The organism is Algorimicrobium bowmanii (genome assembly GCF_054031195.1).
Genome location: NZ_CM132929.1, coordinates 2,470,064 through 2,485,747, shown reverse-complemented (window position 1 = coordinate 2,485,747; position 15,684 = coordinate 2,470,064). Strand labels below are relative to the sequence as shown.

Annotated in this window: 12 protein-coding genes; 8 read left to right on the top strand and 4 right to left on the bottom strand. The window is 32.9% G+C overall.

The features are described 5' to 3' along the window. Position 1 precedes the first annotated feature (1 nt). From ACW5R3_RS11125 to ACW5R3_RS11115, 3 genes are read left to right on the top strand one after another with little or no spacing between them, the layout of a single operon-like run. Complete coding sequence (locus tag ACW5R3_RS11125) at positions 2–1,003, top strand: GNAT family N-acetyltransferase (RefSeq protein ID WP_456577089.1); 1,002 nt, start codon at positions 2–4, stop codon at positions 1,001–1,003. Further along, on the top strand, positions 1,000–2,100 hold the full coding sequence (locus tag ACW5R3_RS11120; RefSeq protein ID WP_456577088.1) for a DegT/DnrJ/EryC1/StrS family aminotransferase: 1,101 nt from the start codon (positions 1,000–1,002) through the stop codon (positions 2,098–2,100). Before ACW5R3_RS11125 ends, ACW5R3_RS11120 begins: the two co-directional genes overlap by 4 nt. Next, complete coding sequence (locus ACW5R3_RS11115; RefSeq protein ID WP_456577087.1) at positions 2,101–3,438, top strand: O-antigen translocase; 1,338 nt, start codon at positions 2,101–2,103, stop codon at positions 3,436–3,438. On the opposite strand, the gene ACW5R3_RS11110 is transcribed toward ACW5R3_RS11115, so the two are convergent. Further along, complete coding sequence (locus ACW5R3_RS11110; protein WP_456577086.1) at positions 3,435–4,571, bottom strand: glycosyltransferase family protein; 1,137 nt, start codon at positions 4,569–4,571, stop codon at positions 3,435–3,437. The genes ACW5R3_RS11115 and ACW5R3_RS11110 overlap by 4 nt on opposite strands. A 94-nt stretch (positions 4,572–4,665) precedes the next feature. On the opposite strand from ACW5R3_RS11110, the gene ACW5R3_RS11105 reads away from it, so the two are divergent. Then, positions 4,666–5,772: a glycosyltransferase gene (locus tag ACW5R3_RS11105; protein WP_456577085.1), complete on the top strand. Its 1,107-nt coding sequence runs from the start codon at positions 4,666–4,668 to the stop codon at positions 5,770–5,772. After that, positions 5,769–6,179 (top strand): sugar 3,4-ketoisomerase, encoded by a 411-nt coding sequence (locus ACW5R3_RS11100; protein ID WP_456577084.1) that lies wholly within the window; start codon positions 5,769–5,771, stop codon positions 6,177–6,179. Before ACW5R3_RS11105 ends, ACW5R3_RS11100 begins: the two co-directional genes overlap by 4 nt. Here the strand turns inward: ACW5R3_RS11100 and ACW5R3_RS11095 are convergent. The 3 genes from ACW5R3_RS11095 to ACW5R3_RS11085 all read right to left on the bottom strand — a co-directional run bounded on the left by ACW5R3_RS11095 (position 6,146) and on the right by ACW5R3_RS11085 (position 8,808). Then, positions 6,146–7,087 carry a glycosyltransferase family 2 protein gene (locus tag ACW5R3_RS11095; protein ID WP_456577083.1) on the bottom strand — a complete coding sequence of 314 codons (942 nt, stop codon included), beginning with the start codon at positions 7,085–7,087 and terminating at the stop codon, positions 6,146–6,148. The two genes, ACW5R3_RS11100 and ACW5R3_RS11095, sit on opposite strands and share 34 nt — an antisense overlap. Position 7,088: 1 nt before the next feature. Further along, entirely contained in the window at positions 7,089–7,976 is an 888-nt protein-coding gene (locus tag ACW5R3_RS11090) for a glycosyltransferase family 2 protein (protein ID WP_456577082.1), read from the bottom strand. Between the two features lie 151 nt (positions 7,977–8,127). Further along, positions 8,128–8,808, bottom strand: a complete 681-nt coding sequence (locus tag ACW5R3_RS11085; protein ID WP_456577081.1) for a cell division ATP-binding protein FtsE — start codon at positions 8,806–8,808, stop codon at positions 8,128–8,130. A 243-nt stretch (positions 8,809–9,051) separates the two neighbouring features. Between ACW5R3_RS11085 and ACW5R3_RS11080 the strand changes: the two genes are divergently transcribed. From ACW5R3_RS11080 to ACW5R3_RS11070, 3 genes are all read left to right on the top strand, one after another. Further along, positions 9,052–12,084 (top strand): tetratricopeptide repeat protein, encoded by a 3,033-nt coding sequence (locus tag ACW5R3_RS11080; RefSeq protein ID WP_456577080.1) that lies wholly within the window; start codon positions 9,052–9,054, stop codon positions 12,082–12,084. A 15-nt stretch (positions 12,085–12,099) separates the two neighbouring features. Further along, positions 12,100–13,896: a TonB-dependent receptor gene (locus ACW5R3_RS11075; protein WP_456577079.1), complete on the top strand. Its 1,797-nt coding sequence runs from the start codon at positions 12,100–12,102 to the stop codon at positions 13,894–13,896. 158 nt (positions 13,897–14,054) lie between these two features. After that, entirely contained in the window at positions 14,055–15,671 is a 1,617-nt protein-coding gene (locus ACW5R3_RS11070) for an amidohydrolase (RefSeq protein ID WP_456577078.1), read from the top strand. Positions 15,672–15,684 lie beyond the last annotated feature (13 nt).

The window sequence follows — 15,684 nt, the reverse complement described above, 5'->3', positions numbered from 1 at the left end:
TTTGGCAGAAGAAAATACATATACCCCGAATTGTTTTAAAGTTGAAAAATACCATCCGAAACAAAAAGGCCTTTGGAATGATTTTGTAAATCAAGCTAAAAACGGCACTTTTTTATTTAATCGAGATTTTATGGATTATCATAATGATCGGTTTGATGATGCTTCCGTTTTAGTCTACAAAAACAATAAAATTATTGCAGCCTTTCCTGCTAATAAATTAGATGGCCAGGTAATAAGTCATCAAGGATTAACTTATGGCGGATTGATATATACATCTAAATTAAAGTTTCATGCCGTTTTAGAAGTTTTTAAGGCTTTATTGATGTATTATGAGTCTGAGAGTTTTAAAACGATAACTATTAAACAACTTCCGTCTATTTACAGTACGGTTCCAAATAATGAATTAGATTATTTAATGTTTTTGTTAGAAGCAAAACTAATACGACGGGATTTATTGTCTGTTGTAAATATTTCTGAGAAATTAGCTTACTCTAAAGACCGTAAAGATGGCGTAAAACGCGCATTGAAACATAATCTTATTGTGAAAAATGATAATTTGTTTGATGACTTTTGGAATACAATATTAATTCCTAATTTAGAAAGTAAACACCAGTCTCAGCCAGTACATACGCTTGAAGAAATTAAAAAACTTCACAATTGTTTTCCTAATCAAATTAAACAATTTAATGTGTATGATGGAGGCAAACTGGTAGCCGGTACAACCATTTTTGTAACCGAGACAGTAGCACATTCGCAATATATTTCTGGAAATGCTGATAAAAATATTTTAGGCAGTTTAGATTTTCTACATCAACATTTGTTAGAGGTAGTTTTTAAAAACAAAGTTTATTTTGATTTTGGTATTTCTAACGAAAATCAAGGTCAGCAGGTTAATGCAGGGTTACAATATTGGAAAGAAGGCTTCGGTGCTCGTGGCATAACGCAAGATTTCTATTCGTTTCCCATATCAAACTATAAGAAATTAAATACCGTTATGTTATGATAAAATTCCTGGACCTACAGGCTGTTAATGAACGGTATGATTCAGCTTTTCAGGAGAAATTTGCACAATTTCTTCAAAAAGGGCATTACATTTTGGGGGCAGAAAACGGTTTGTTTGAAACCGAATTTGCTTCTTATTGCGGTACTAAATATTGTATTGGAGTTAGCAATGGGTTAGATGCCTTAGTTTTAATATTTAAGGCTTATATTGAATTAGGAATTCTGAGTAAGGGTGATGCTGTTTTAGTGCCTGCTAATACTTATATAGCTAGTGTTTTGGCTGTTGTAGAGTCTGGTTTGAAACCAGTGTTTATTGAGCCTAATAAGCAAACATTTAATATTGAAGTTTCCGAAGTAGAAAAGCAGATTAATTCAGACGTTAAAGCTATTTTAGTTGTGCATTTATATGGGCAATTAGCAGATATGGAGTCTTTAAGTCTAGTTGCTAAAAAGCATGATTTACTAGTAGTAGAAGATGCAGCACAAGCGCATGGAGCACGTAACTCTAAAGGTGTTAAGGCTGGTAATTTAGGTGATGCTGCAGGTTTTAGTTTTTATCCCAGTAAAAACCTAGGTGCTTTGGGTGATGCTGGAGCTGTTACAACAAATAATAAAGACTTGGCTGAGGTAATTGCCGAGCTTAGAAATTACGGAGCTTCTGAAAAATACATTCATAAGCGTGTAGGGTATAACAAACGATTAGATTCTTTACAGGCTGCTTTTTTAAATATAAAACTTCCGGATTTGGATTCCGATAATGCGCATAGGCGTCAAGTTGCTAAACGCTATTTAAACGAAATTAACAACCCTAAATTGCAATTGCCATTTTATGATAATTCGAAAAATCATGTGTTTCATGTGTTTGTGGTTCAGGTAGCTAATCGTGAGGCGTTTGTAGCGTATTTGGAATCTAATGATATTGCAACACTCATTCATTATCCTATTGCACCACATAAACAAAAAGCACTCGAAAAGTATGCTGATTTGGATTTGCCTATAACTGAGGCCATACATAAATCGGTAGTTAGTATTCCAATGAGTCCTATTTTATCGGATGATGAGGTAAGTTATATTATTAAGGTTATAAATAATTATTAATTGAAACGTTTTCTAGAATATATTAATAACAATGTGTTGTTTAAAGTAGCGTCTTTAAACTCGGTTTCAATGGTAGTTAAAATTGTCTCAGGCTTTTTAACGTCAAAAATTATAGCCTTATATATCGGAGCTGAAGGTTTAGCTTTAATAGGTAATTTACGGAATTTTTTAAGCTCAATTCAGACAGTTTCTGTTTTAGGTCTTTATAACGGTGTGGTGAAATATGTTTCAGAATTTAAAGAAAACAGCCTTGAATTAAGTAGGACTATTTCAACCGTTTTTTACCTGGGTTTCATGGCTACCATAATTGTAGCTTTTTTATGTTATTTCAATGCTGAAATTATAAATGATTACGTTTTCTCCTACTATAGTGATTATGAGTATGTGATAAAAATCATGGCTATTGCGTTGCCGTTTTATGCCTTGAATATGTTCATATTTAGTATTTTAAACGGATTTTCTCAGTATAAAACATTAATTGTTATTAATATCATCGGACAGGTTTTTGGCTTGTCTATTACGGTGTTGTTAATTTATAAAGAGCATATTGATGGTGCGCTAATTTCTGTGGTAATCTCCGAATCGCTATTATTTTTTATATCGGTTATTGGTATTGCTAACAGGCGAAGCTTAACGCCTTTAATTCAGGTTAAGAATATTAGTTTTACCTATATCAAAAAAATGAGCTCTTATTCGGTTATGGCTATTTTTTCGGCTTTTTTATTGCCTTTAGTGGCAATGGCTATTCGGAATTATATAACCGATACAGTAGGTTTAAAAGAAGCTGGTTTTTGGGAAGCTATGAACCGTATTTCTAGGTATTACCTGATGTTTGTTACTTCCTTGTTAACGCTTTATATCCTGCCGCGTTTTTCTGAGATTAAAACAAAAAAAGAATTTCGTGCAGAAATTTTTAACTTCTATAAGTCTATAATGCCCATTTTTGCTGCAGGTTTACTGCTTATTTATTTTTTAAGAAACATTATTGTTCTTGTTGTGTTTTCTGAAGATTTTCAACCTGTATCCGATTTATTTCTTTGGCAACTGATGGGTGACTTTGTAAAGGTCTTATCAGTTGTTATAGCGTATCAGTTTTTAGCTAAAAATATGTTTTGGCACTATATAATTACCGAGGCTTTTTCTGTTATTATTCTCTATTTTATGAGTCTTTATTTTATTGATATGTATGGCGTTAAAGGAGCTAATATAGCACACTTTGTAACTTATATCCTTTATTATTGCTTGGTACTGCTCATTTTTAGCTCGTCTTTATTTGGTGTAATTCCTGACGAAACAATAAAGCTGAACGATACGAATGATGAAGAGGAAGGAAGCTAGTTATTCCAAGTGTTTAAATACATTTGGGCAATGCGTATGTGAGCGTGCTCTTTTTTAATGAATTGCTTTGCATTATCTGCTATTTCCGAAATTTTATGTGGATTTAATATAAGCCATTCCAATTTTTGAGCAATAAGTTGCGCATCAGGTAAGGCATTTATAGCTACAGTGTCGGGCTCTAAATTGTAATATTCTAACCATTCTTGTTCAGCACCAGTGAAAACTACTTTTCCTTTTGCCATGGCTTCTAGTGCATTGTAACCTTGATCGTATGCGTAAACCTGATCCAATAGAATATGAGCCGTATTATACGATTCTATATATGTTTTGTAGGGTAAGCTTCTAGCTTCTATAATCTTAACCTTATTGGCATATTTGTTTTTAATTATTCTTAAAGCTTCATCGAAAATGTCATTGCCTTTTTTTAGGTAATTTCGTGTATTTATTCCGTGGAAAATAACAATCTTTCCATCAGAGTTTAGCGGTGTACTTATTAGTTTGCTCGTATTTATAGGATTAGGAATCATTCCCAAGTATAAAGGATGTTCTAATAAAGGTAAGTGATAATCTAAATCGGAAGCTATGACGCCATCTATTTGACTAAACATATAATGGTGCAAATCCTTATAAGTGTTTGTGCGCCATTTTACAACATGCCAATAATTTTTTTTAGAAATATGATGTTTCTCAAAAGGAGTGATAATCGAGTATCTAAACTTTTTAGCAAAAGCATAATTAACACTTATATAGTCGGTGCCACATGATAATAAAAAGACCTTTTTGTTGTTGTTAAAAATATATTCAAGGAGGTGTTTTTCTGTTTTTGGTAAGGTCTTGAATACATTTTCATTTATCAATTGAACCACATCATAGTTAGTGAATTGTGATTTATGTTTGTTAAACTGTCTTTGTATGTCAATCGATGTCAAATCGATACCTGAAATTTTAAAAAGACTCTTTTTTATAAAGCCTAGAAAACCTTTTGTATAGGGGGATTTAAAAGGGATGTCTATTGGGTAATTCTTAAAATCATCACCAAATCCCGCTATAGTAACCTGCATACCTAAAGCTTCTAAACCTTCTTTTAAGGAATTATGGAGTCTGCTATATTCGCCTAACAATAAAATTTTCATGAGTTGGTAGCTCGTTTTGGGTGTTTAGTTAAACAGGCTAAAATTTAATTAGCATGAATTCGTTTACTATATTTGGTTTCTAAATCATTAATTCTTGCAAGGTACTAATAAAAAGATTTGTATTGTAGCATCATCTTTAGGTAAAGGCGGTGCCGAACGTTCTTCTGCGCAACTATCTATTATGTTGTATGAATTAGGTTATGAAGTTCATATAGTAACGGTACTTAATAATATTGATTTTGAGTATAAAGGAGAGCTACTTAATTTGGGGGCTTTAAAAGATGAAAATGATACTTTTTTAGGAAGACTACAACGCTTAAAAATTTTTAGAGCATATTTAAAAAAGCACAATTTTGATGTTGTTATTGATGGACGTTCGCGCGTTCAAGCTTATAGAGAACTTTTAATTTCAAAATGGGTTTATGCAGGAATACCTGTTGTGTATATAGTTCATTGTTACAAGTTAGATAAAGCTTTCACTCCTTATAAGGCGCTTAATAAGTTCCTTTATAAAAATGAACAAATTGTTACGGTTTCTCAGGCAGCTAAAAACTATTTCACACGTGTTTTAGAACTAAAAAAGGTTTCGCATATATACAATGCGTTTAACTTTACTGAACTAAATAAGTTAGCAACAGAAGAAGTGCCGTCTGATTTTGAGATTGATAATTTTATAGTATTCTTTGGTAGGATTCATGACGATCCAAAGAACCTAAAGTTACTTTTAGACGCCTATAAGTTATCCGATTTAGGGTTAAAAAAAATACCTTTATACATTATTGGAGATGGTCCCGATTTGTTAGAGATTAAAGCTTATGCTAAATCCCTTTCATTACCGGAAATGGTTGTTTTTAAAGGTTTCATGCGTAACCCCTACGCTTATGTTAAACAAGCCCGTTTTACCATATTGTCAAGTAGGCATGAAGGTTTTCCTATGGTAATTCCAGAATCTTTAGGTTTAGGGACACCTGTGATTTCTGTGGATTGTAAATCTGGACCAAATGAAGTTATTAGATCAGGTTTTAATGGGCTTTTAGTTGAAAACTTTAATGCTAAAGCACTATCTGAAGCCATGAATAGTTTTATATTTGATGAGAAACTTTATTCGCAATGTAAAGCAAATGCACAGGCGAGCGTTGAACCATTTTCAGCGACTTCAATTTCTGAAGACTGGTATAAACTAATTGAAAATTTAAAATGAAAACAAGTATAGATAATCTTGAAATTATTAAAATACCTACGGTTAGTGAAACACGTGGGAATTTAGCAGTTGTTGAAAAAGATTGTATTCCGTTTGATGTTAATAGAGTTTATTATTTATACGATGTTCCAAGTGATTCCTATAGAGGTGGGCACGCTCATAAAAAATTATATCAGGTGTTAATTGCACTAAGTGGAAGTTTTGATGTGCATTTAAAAGATGGCGATAACGAGATTAAAATAACGCTAAATAAACCTAATAAAGGGCTTCTTATTGTGCCTGGAATTTGGCGTGAGATAGGAAATTTTTCATCAGGTTCTGTTTGTTTGGTTTTGGCTTCAGAGGTTTATGATGAAAGTGATTATATTCGAGATTATACAGAGTTTTGCCGTTTCAAAGGCTTATAATAAACCTTTTTACCTTTCACTGTTTTTAGTGTAATTAAAAATTTTAATATACTAGAAGGACAATTGAGTAAAATACGCTGTTTAAAGTTTAAATTACGGCTATTTAACTGACTCTTGTAAAATTTATATGCTTTTGTGTCACCTGTTACTTTTCCTAAAATAGCTAGAGAGAATCTGTTTTTGTCAATAAACTTTTTCAGTTTTAGGTTTCTGGATTCTTCCTTATAATATTTATCAAATTTGGGTTTACTTGCTACTGTTAACGACGTGTTTGATAAACTATCATTGCTGTAAGTGTAATAAACATGGACTTGGTTAATAAAAACAATGGAGTAGTGCATACCAATTCTAATCCATAAGTCTGTATCCTGACCGGAAATGATAGAAGTATCAAAATAACCTGTTGTATTTAAAATAGTTTTATAAAATACAATACTCGAACTTGAAAGCAAAGTATGATCTTTACTGTTGTCGAAGTAGTTCTTTAATGTTGTTTTGCCATCAATAGGAAAATTATAACTTACAGGTGTAATCTTCTTTTTATACTTATGAGCAATAGCGGTCGCAAAAACTTGCTCATTTGGATGTTTTTTTATCGTTTTAGAAATTGTTTCTAAATAATCGGGTAGCCAAATATCGTCACCATCTAATAGGGCAATTAATTCCGATTTAGTCTGTTTTATGCCGAAATTTCTAGTAGCAGCTGCACCTTGATTTTGTTGCTCAAAATAGCGAATTCTTTTATCTGTAAAAGATGTTATAATTTTATGACTATCGTCGGTAGAGCCATCGTTAACAATAATAAGTTCAAAATCTTGAAATGACTGGTTTAAAACACTAGCGATGGTGTTTTTTATGAATTTCCCCTTGTTATATACGGAAACGACTATGGAAAAGTATGGTGTCATTTTATGCTTTTATTCTACAGAAATATCCTAACCTGTATAAATCAAATAAGAATAAGTTTGGTGATTTAGATTTGATGAGGTGATTTTTAAGAGGTTTTTCAAAAAGCGACATAAATTGACCAAAAACCTTTTCTAATTTCAGATTTTTTAACCGAATATAGGATTTTAGTAAGTTAATCTGGCTGGTGTTTTTATCCGGGTCTTGCTCTAGGCGCTTTAAGGTGTTGAGTCCTTGTTTTATTTTAGAAAGAAAGTCAGCATTATCATTAATACCTAAATGGTACACTTCATTGTCAATGTGCTTGACGGATATTGCATTGCTTTTTAAGAGAATACCAAAAATATAATCCATACCATAAGCATTTTTTAAATGCTGAGAATTTAGAGTTATAAATAAGGATTTTTTAACCATGAAATTTGCTGAACAAATAACTTTATAAGGTGCTTTTTTACGCACCTCGGCACTGGCTACTTCCCGTTTTGTACCAAAGGCAAACCTTAGGGCGTTTTCTGGTTTATAGTCGGTTTTTCTGTAATCAATACCACCAAAAACAATAGGGTATGCACCGTTTATCAATTGTTTGTACTGAGTGAAAAACACATCATTCTTAGGCATAACATCGGCATCCAAAAATAGTAACCAATCGTATTTAGCTTTTTTGGCAAGTAGCTGTCGTGTTAATGTTCGACCATTATTTTTATCCGACTGAATAAACACAGCATTTTCCAATGTGTTTATTTTTTCATTTTCAATATTTTCAACGCTATTAGAGCCATCATCAATACATATCAACTCAAATGTTAATTGTGCCTTTTTAGCACGAGTAACTAACTCCTGTGCTAAAGGGTAAACATTGTAGTGATAAGTAGGTATTAATATAGATAGCATATTTGGAATCTAATAGTGAAATTTTTAAAAATACGGTTAGTTGTTTTAAACTTAAGGTCTCAAATTAACAGGCATTATTATGTTGAAAATTAAAATGAGTTTAATTAAAAAAGAATACGGATACAGGCTAGTTACTTAAGACGCCTTCAGATTATGTTTTTCGTTGTACAACCTCGTATATTTGGTTGTCATCACATTTTAGTGTTTTACTCGGATATTTTAAAAGAAGGGCATAATCATGAGTTGCCATTAAAATGGTATTTCCATTTTTATTAATGTCACGCAAAACTTCCATGACTTCAACACTTGTTTGAGGATCTAAATTTCCAGTTGGTTCATCGGCTAAAATAAGTTCTGGATCGTTTAATAAGGCACGAGCTATAGCTACACGTTGTTGTTCTCCACCAGAAAGTTCGTGCGGGAATTTAAACCCTTTGGTTTTCATGCCTACTTTATCAAGAACGTTGTCTATTCTTGTTGTCATTTCCTTTTTGTCTTTCCAACCTGTTGCTTTTAGTACAAACAATAAATTTTCATTAACAGTTCGGTCTGTTAGTAATTTAAAATCTTGGAAAACAACGCCTAATTTTCGACGTAAATACGGGATTTCTTTTTCTTTTAAAGCTCTTAAATCAAAATCTACAATACTTCCTTCTCCTTTGGATAGTGGTAAATCTCCATAAAGCGTTTTCATAAAACTACTTTTTCCTGTTCCTGTTTTACCAATTAGGTATACAAAATCTCCTTTGTTAACTTCCACATTAACATCAGATAAAATTAAATTTTCGCCTTGGAATATGGAGGCATCCTTTAAATGGAGTACGTGTTGCATGAATTTTTATTAAAATTTATTTGATAATGTTAAGCATCACAAAGTACGGAATTATTGGTAAAACGGGAAAGGCTTCGGTAAATTGTTTTAATAGTTTTTAATATTTTTAAAAACGCCTAAAAGGAATGCTGTTTTCAATTATTGATTTTCTTATTTTCAAACTCTGTTTATAATTATATCATAAATCTAACGTTATAAAAACAGATTAAATTATCTTTGATATTTAAATTTAAAAATGGTTTCATGTTGAAAAAAACACTTATTACGTGCTTATTTATACTCGGATTTTCTTTGGCTACATTTGCGCAACAATCTGAAGCGTACACTAATCATTTAGTAGATTACCAAAAAGCACTCGCTTTATATAATAATAGTCAGTATCCTGCAGCACAAGCCTTGTTTAAAGCGCTTAAGAAAACAGCTGAAACAGATGAGATACTTGCGGATTGTGATTATTATATAGCTAATTGTGCAGTACGATTAAATCAACAAAACGCTGATAAATTAGTAGAGGATTTTGTTGAAAACCACCCTACAAGTACGAAGCGAAATTCTGCATTTTTAGATGTTGCCGATTATTATTTTAAAAATGGAAAATATGCTTACGCCAAAAAATGGTACGATCGCGTAGATGAAAATAGTTTATCTAGAACCGAGCGTGATAAGTTTAGTTTTAATAACGGTTACGTTGCTTTTTCAACTAAAGATTATAAAACGGCTAGAAAATACTTATCTCGACTTGAAAATTCACCTGAATACGGATCGCAAGCAAAATATTATATAGGTTTTATGGCTTACGAATCGGATGATTACCAAGAAGCCAATACCTATTTTGATCAGGTTAGCAATCAAGAGAAATATCAAGAAAAATTGTCTTACTATCAAGCAGATCTGAATTTTAAGTTAGGGAATTTTGATGAAGCTATAACATTAGCAAAAGAGCAACTCCCTAAAAGCAATAGGGCAGAAGTGTCTGAATTGAATAAAATTATTGGTGAAAGTTATTTTAATCAAAAAAAATATGCCGAAGCAATTCCCTTTTTAACTAAATACCAAGGGAATAAAGGGAAATGGAATAACACCGATTATTATCAATTAGGTTATGCTTATTACAAGCAAGGTGATTTTGAAAGTGCTATTTCTGAGTTTAATAAAATTATTGATGGTAATAATAGCGTCGCTCAAAATGCCTATTATCATTTAGGTGAAAGTTATGTGAAGCTCGATAAAAAACAAGAAGGTTTAAATGCCTTCAGAAATGCGTCTCAAATGGATTACGATTTAAAAATTCAAGAAGATGCTTGGCTTAATTATGCGAAAATTAGTTACGACATAGGAAACCCATATCAGTCGGTGCCACAAGTGTTAACTACCTATTTGGATACTTATCCAGACTCAGGTTATAAAGAAGAGATTGAAGTTTTGTTGGTAGATTCCTATATCACTTCAAAAAATTATCAAGAGGCTTTAAATTTGTTGGAAGGTAAACGTAGTTTTGCTAGTAAAGAAGCGTACCAAAAAGTAGCTTTCTATAGAGGATTAGAACTTTATAATGAAGGCAAATACCAAGAAGCAAAAAGTTTATTTGAAAAATCTATAAAGGAAGCTATTAACGAGACTTATACGGTTCGTGCTACGTTTTGGAATGCCGAAACGGATTATAATCTTTCCGATTATAATGAAGCATTAATTGGTTTTAAACAATTTCAACAATCGGAAGTAGCCGATTCAAGTCCTGAATTTAAAAACAGTGATTACAATCTAGCGTATACATACTTTAAGCAGAAAAATTATACAAAATCTAGTGAATTCTTCAATAAATTCATTCAAGGCAACGATTTAGACGCTCAGCGCCTTAATGATGCGTACTTACGTTTAGGAGATGCTCATTTTGTTTCTAGTAATTACAGCGCTGCAATTGCGGCTTATGATAAAGCTGTTAAAATGAATATTGTTGATGCCGATTATGCTTTTTTTCAAAAAACATTGAGTGAGGGTTATGAGGGGCAAACCACAGACAAAATAAATGGCTTAGAAACCTTTATTTCTCGATATCCAAATTCTACTCTACAAGATGACGCTATGTATGAGTTAGCTAACACTTATATTAAAGCCAATAAAACAACCGAGGCAATGAAAATGTACGATCGTTTAGCAAACGAAAACCCACGGAGTACTTTTGTGCCAAAAGCTTTATTGCGTCAAGGATTAGTACATTATAATGCTAGTAGAAACGAAGAGGCTTTAACAAAATTTAAAACTGTAGCTACAAATTATCCAAATACAGCAGAGGCTAATCAAGCCGTTTCAACGGTGCGCTTAATATATATTGACTTAGGACGCGTTAATGATTATGCTGCTTGGGTGCAAACCTTAGATTATGTTGCGGTTTCGGATGCAGACTTAGATAATGCTACTTATGAATCAGCTGAGAAAAAATACCTAGATAATAAAACGGATGATGCAATTAAGCAATTTAATGGGTATTTAAGTCAGTTTCCTAAAGGTTTACATACGTTACAAGCCCATTTTTACGTAGCACAGTTGTATTTCAAGAAAGATTTGCAAGAAAATGCAGCGCCTCATTATAAGGCGGTAATTGATAGTCCTTCTAGTGAGTTTACCGAAGAGTCATTGTCACGTTTAGCTCAGGTTTATTTAAACACAAAAGATTGGTCATCAGCTATTCCTATCCTTAAGCGTTTAGAAAAAGAAGCTAGTTTTCCTCAAAATGTCGTTTATGCACAATCTAATTTAATGAAAGCTAACTATCAGTTAAATGCCTACGATGAAGCTGTGTCTTATGCAGAAAAGGTACTACAGCAATCTAAAATTGACAATAAAATAACAAGTGATGCTTATGTGATTATAGCACGTTCGGCAATGAAAACAAATGACGAAGATCGTGCTAAAGTGGCTTATACCGAAGTTGAAAAAACAGCTACAGGCGAAACAGCTGCCGAAGCTTATTATTATAAAGCTTATTTTGAAAATAAATCTGGAGCTTATGAAAACTCTAATGTCACCGTTCAGAAATTGGCTAAAGATTTTTCAGGATATAAATATTATAGTGCAAAAGGTTTAGTCTTGATGGCAAAAAACTATTATGCTTTAAATGATGCTTTTCAAGCGACTTATATTTTAGATAGTGTTATTGAGAATTTTAAAGATTTTGATGATGTCGTTACCGAAGCTCAAAATACATTAGCACAAATTAAAACAGAACAAGCCAAAACAAATGCTTCAGTTCAGGAACTTGAATTATCCAACAACTAAAATTGAAGCATAACCATGATGACTATTTATAAAATTCAGCAATCAAAAAAGAAATCTATGCGTCAGCACCTTTATTTTGTATTATCAAGTGTGTTTTTACTATCAAGTCTTAATTCTTGGGGGCAAGAGCGCGATAAAGATACATTAGAAACAAATGTAATTAACGTCGTTAAACCATATACACCATCCATTTCAGATGCATTTAAAGTGAAAGAAACACCTGTGTTAGATGATGATGTTACCACGACTAAAAAGCCTGTTGAGTATAATATATTTTCTATTCCAGTAGCTTCTACTTTTACTCCTGCAAAAGGAAAGGCTGCAGTTTTAGACAAGCAGAAAGCGCCTAAATTATATGATAATTATGCGTCCTTAGGGTTTGGTAGTTATACGACTATTTTAGGTGAAGTTTACTTAAATCATGCAATTAGTAGAAGTCAAACCATTGGCGGTTATATTACACACGAGTCTTCACAGGGAGGAATTGACGATTTACTCTTAGATGACAACTATTCAAATACAAAAATACAGGCAACCTATAGTGAGACTGGTCGCGATCTGGTATGGAATGCAAATGTTGGTGGGTTGCACCAAGTTTATAACTGGTATGGCGTACCACAACCTTATTTTACTAAAGACGCTATAGCAGGCGTAGATGCAGGACATACCTTTTATGGTGCGCATATTGGTGGTGATGTGGCTTTTGAAGATGCTTACTTAGATTCTGCCAACCTATTATTCAGACACTTTGGAGATAACCAAGGTTCAAGTGAAAACCATGTTAATGCCGTAGTTATATCCGATATCCCTGTTAGTGATTTTGTAATAAATACTGAATTAGAAATTGATTATGTTGGAGGAAGTTTTGAAAGAAACTATATCACAACTGACGCAATAGATTATGGTAATTTTAATATCGGTTTAGCACCAACTTACCGTTTGGTAAAAGACGATTTAACGTTAGATCTTGGTGTGAAATTGGTGTATGCAAATAATTCAGAAGCTGGCGAAAGTAATTTTTATGTGTATCCTAATATTTCTGCTTCCTACCGTGTCGTAAACGAGTTGGTTATAGCTTATGGAGGTGTTAAGGGAGGATTACTACAAAATACGTACTACAATTTTGCTCAAGAAAACCCGTTTGTTTCTCCTACTTTAGGTATCAGTCCAACCGATCAGCAATACAACGCTTTTTTAGGTCTTAAAGGTAAAGTGTCTAATAGTATTGGGTATAATGTAAAAGCAGCATACAAGGCCGAAAATAATAAAGGGCTTTATAGAAATAATTTAATCCCTTACGATTTTTATATCCAAGAAGCTTACCAATATGGTAATAGTTTTGCAGTGGTTTATGATAACGTATCAACACTTTCTTTTGGTGGAGAATTAAACGTGGATGTTAATCGTAATTTTACTTTAGGTTTGGCTGCCGATTACTTTATTTATGATACTAAATATGAAGAAGAAGCTTGGAACTTACCCAACTTAAAAGCATCATTATTTATGGATTATCAAATTACCGAGAAATGGTTTGCAGGAGCAAGTGTTTTTTATGAAGGAGAGCGTGAAGCTCTATCTGGATTCGAAACAGTTAACAACCCTTTATTTCCTGTATTACTAACTCCTACAGAGCAAGTAACTTTGGATGGTTTTTTTGATGCTAATGTGCATGTTGGTTATCGTGTAAATGATCGTCTTTCAGTATTTGCTAAGGCTAATAATATAGCAAGTCAAAATTACCAACGTTGGTTAAACTATCCGGTTCAAAGTTTCCAAGCTTTAGCGGGAGCAAGTTATAAATTCGACTTCTAATAGTGTTTTTTATAGTACAATGGTAACCCGTTGTTTTCCTAAAACATCTTTAATTATATATAAAAGCGTTCATATTTGAACGCTTTTACTATTTTTACACAGCGTCAATTAATGGATTCTTACTAGGAGGAATATGACGTTATCTTAATTTATACAATATGAAAAAAATTATAGCCCTTGTCATTTTAGTAACCATGTTTTCTTGTCAGAAAGAAAAAATACAAGCGGATGCTATTGTTATTAATGGTAATGTTTATACCGTTAATGATAGCTTTGACAAAGCTGAAGCCTTTGCTATTAAAGACGGGAAATTTTTAGAAATTTCTACTTCAGAGATACTTCAAGAAAAATATATTGCCGACACCATTATTGATGCGGCAGGAAAAACCATTTTACCAGGTTTAATTGATGCACACGCTCATTTTGAAGGTTTAGGGAATACCTTACTAAGTGTTGATCTTATGGGAACAACAAGCTTTGAAGAGGTATTGAAACGTGTTTTGGATTTTCAGAATAAAGAACAACGCAGTGTCATATTTGCTAGAGGATGGGATCAAAACGATTGGGAAGATCAAGCATTTCCAGATAACACCTTGTTAAATAAATTATTCCCAGATACGCCTGTCGGTTTAGGGCGGATAGACGGTCATGCAACACTTTTTAATCAAGCAGCTTTAAATTTAGGGAATGTTACAGAAAACAGTCAAGTTTCTGGTGGTGAGTTTATTAAAAAGAATGGTAAACTAACAGGTGTTTTAGTTGATGCAGCTCAAAATCTTGTGTTTAATAACTGGCCAACTCCTACACGTAGGGAGCGTGTTAAAGCAATGTTGGCTGCACAAAAAGCTTGTTTTGAGTATGGTTTAACAACGGTTGATGATGCTGGTGTAGCAGCCGATGCTATTGCTATAATGGATAGTTTGTATCAAACAGGTGATTTAAAAATTAGGTTGTATGTTATGGCTAGTGGTACAGAAGCTAATTTAGATTATTATTTAAATGCTGGTATTGTTAAAACCGATGCACTACATATCCGATCGTTTAAAATTTCCGCCGATGGCGCTTTAGGGTCTCGTGGTGCTTTATTACGTGAACCTTATTCCGATGCACATACCGTTTATGGTTTACCTGTAACTAGTTTGGATTATTTAGAAAACGCAGCTAAACGTATTGCTAATTCTGAGTTTCAACTAAATACACACGCTATTGGAGATTCAGCCAATCATGCGGTTTTAAATATTTATAAAAAAGCACTTAATGGTCAAAACAATAGACGATGGCGTATTGAACACGCGCAAATTATTTCGCCTGAAGATTTTGATAAATTTGATAATATTATGCCGTCTATTCAGCCAACACATGCTACAAGTGATATGTATTGGTCCAACGATCGGTTGGGAGCTGAACGTATGAAAGGTGCTTATGCTTATAAAAAATTACTAGACGTGTACGGTAAAGTTGCTTTAGGTACCGATTTTCCTGTTGAAAAAGTAAGTCCTTTTTTAACCTTTTATGCAGCGGTTGCCAGACAGGATTTAAAAGAATACCCAGAAGATGGTTTTCAAATGGAAAATGCCTTGACACGTGAGGAAACATTACGCGGTATGACTATTTGGGCTGCTTATTCTAATTTTGAAGAAAAAGAAAAGGGAAGTATTGAAGCAGGTAAATTTGCCGATTTTATAATTCTAGATCGTGATATTATGACTGTGGATATCCATCAAGTGCCAGATACTAAAGTAGAACAGACTTACTTAAGTGGTAGCCGACAATAGGACTTAAATACAC

Excerpts from the sequence above, each read along its gene's own strand:
- ACW5R3_RS11120 (WP_456577088.1), top strand. The coding sequence starts at position 1,000 with ATGATAAAATTCCTGGACCTACAGGCTGTTAATGAACGGTATGATTCA.
- ACW5R3_RS11110 (WP_456577086.1), bottom strand. The coding sequence starts at position 4,571 with ATGAAAATTTTATTGTTAGGCGAATATAGCAGACTCCATAATTCCTTA.
- ACW5R3_RS11100 (WP_456577084.1), top strand. The coding sequence starts at position 5,769 with ATGAAAACAAGTATAGATAATCTTGAAATTATTAAAATACCTACGGTT.
- ACW5R3_RS11095 (WP_456577083.1), bottom strand. The coding sequence starts at position 7,087 with ATGACACCATACTTTTCCATAGTCGTTTCCGTATATAACAAGGGGAAA.
- ACW5R3_RS11090 (WP_456577082.1), bottom strand. The coding sequence starts at position 7,976 with ATGCTATCTATATTAATACCTACTTATCACTACAATGTTTACCCTTTA.
- ACW5R3_RS11085 (WP_456577081.1), bottom strand. The coding sequence starts at position 8,808 with ATGCAACACGTACTCCATTTAAAGGATGCCTCCATATTCCAAGGCGAA.
- ACW5R3_RS11080 (WP_456577080.1), top strand. The coding sequence starts at position 9,052 with ATGTTGAAAAAAACACTTATTACGTGCTTATTTATACTCGGATTTTCT.
- ACW5R3_RS11075 (WP_456577079.1), top strand. The coding sequence starts at position 12,100 with ATGATGACTATTTATAAAATTCAGCAATCAAAAAAGAAATCTATGCGT.
- ACW5R3_RS11070 (WP_456577078.1), top strand. The coding sequence starts at position 14,055 with ATGAAAAAAATTATAGCCCTTGTCATTTTAGTAACCATGTTTTCTTGT.